2 protein-coding genes are annotated in these 1,263 nt (G+C 41.0%); both read left to right on the top strand.

Going from position 1 to position 1,263, the window contains the following annotated elements; genetic code table 11:
• A partial coding sequence (locus tag NY78_RS24385) for a sensor histidine kinase (RefSeq protein ID WP_156181150.1) occupies positions 1-358 on the top strand: 358 nt, incomplete at its 5' end.
• Positions 359-422: 64 nt separating this feature from the next.
• Positions 423-1,263 (top strand): sensor domain-containing diguanylate cyclase (locus NY78_RS21650; protein ID WP_156181148.1); only part of this gene is annotated, 841 nt, incomplete at its 3' end.

Below are 1,263 nucleotides of genomic sequence, written 5' to 3'. Positions count from 1 at the left end.
GATTGATGAAACTAGCCAAAACGTCCAAATAACATCCGACTACACCCTATTAATGCGCGTCATCGTGAATATGCTTATCAACGCGCTTGAAGCCACACCAGAGGGAGGAAGCATAACGTTCGGACTTCAAGAAGATGGAGATTTTGCAAAGTTCTGGGTGGCAAACAAATCCGTTATACCTGACCATATTCAATCCCAAATTTTCAAAAGATCATTCTCAACTAAAGGCGTCGACAGAGGCCTTGGCACTTATTCAATCAAGCTACTCACAGAAAACTATCTTGGCGGAAAAGTCGGATTCACTTCAGAGGAACCTGACGGAACCGTGTTCTGGGTTAAAATAAGAAAAAGCAATTAGTACTTTTAAATCCCGTTCACAAAAGTTGCTGTATTTTTTAAATCACAATTAGGGGGCAGAAATCTTGGTAGAACGTTTTTGCAATCACAGTGAACTGGAATTGTTTACCAGCGCATTCACTCACGCAGCCATCGGCATGGCCATTGTTGACTTGTCAGGCAAGTGGATAAGAGTCAACAAGTCTCTGTGTGGAATGGTAGGATATTCAGAAAGTGAAATGTCGGACCTTACATTTCAGGACATAACCCACCCTGACGACCTTGAAATTGATTTTGAAATCATTCAGCGCCTGCTTCGTAAAGAAATCCCTTCTTACCAACTCGAGAAAAGATATTTCAAAAAAACAGGCGATACACTGCACATTCTTTTAAGCGTTTCGTTAATTTGTGACACCGACGGCAATCCTCAATTCTTCATTTCTCAGATTCAAGACTTTACGAAAGTAAAGACCTACGAAGAAGAACTTTTGAAGCTTGCCTCCGAAGACTATTTGACAAGAATTGGAAATCGGAGGTTTTTTTATGAACAATCCGCAAGAGAAATTACGAGGGCTGCCCGTTCTGAAGAACCACTTACCCTTTTAATGCTTGACATTGATCACTTCAAGAACACAAATGACACCTATGGCCATGAGGTTGGCGATGTTGTTTTACAAAAAATTGCAAACATTTGCAAAGAATCTGTAAGATCCATTGACATCGTTGGACGAATAGGCGGGGAAGAATTTGCGATATTACTTCTAGATACCGATTACGAAGGAAGTCACATCGCTGCTGAAAGGCTTCGGAAAAATGTTGAAAACGCAGCAATAGAGTCACATAGCAATATACTTCGGACAACAGTCAGCATCGGGGCTGTCACATTCTGGGGAGATTCAAAAACTATTGATTTTCGTTTACATCACG

Source organism: Desulfovibrio sp. TomC, from assembly GCF_000801335.2.
Classification (GTDB): Bacteria; Desulfobacterota; Desulfovibrionia; order Desulfovibrionales; family Desulfovibrionaceae; genus Solidesulfovibrio.
Note: the sequence above shows the minus strand (reverse complement) of the source record. Positions and strands in the feature narration are given on the sequence as shown.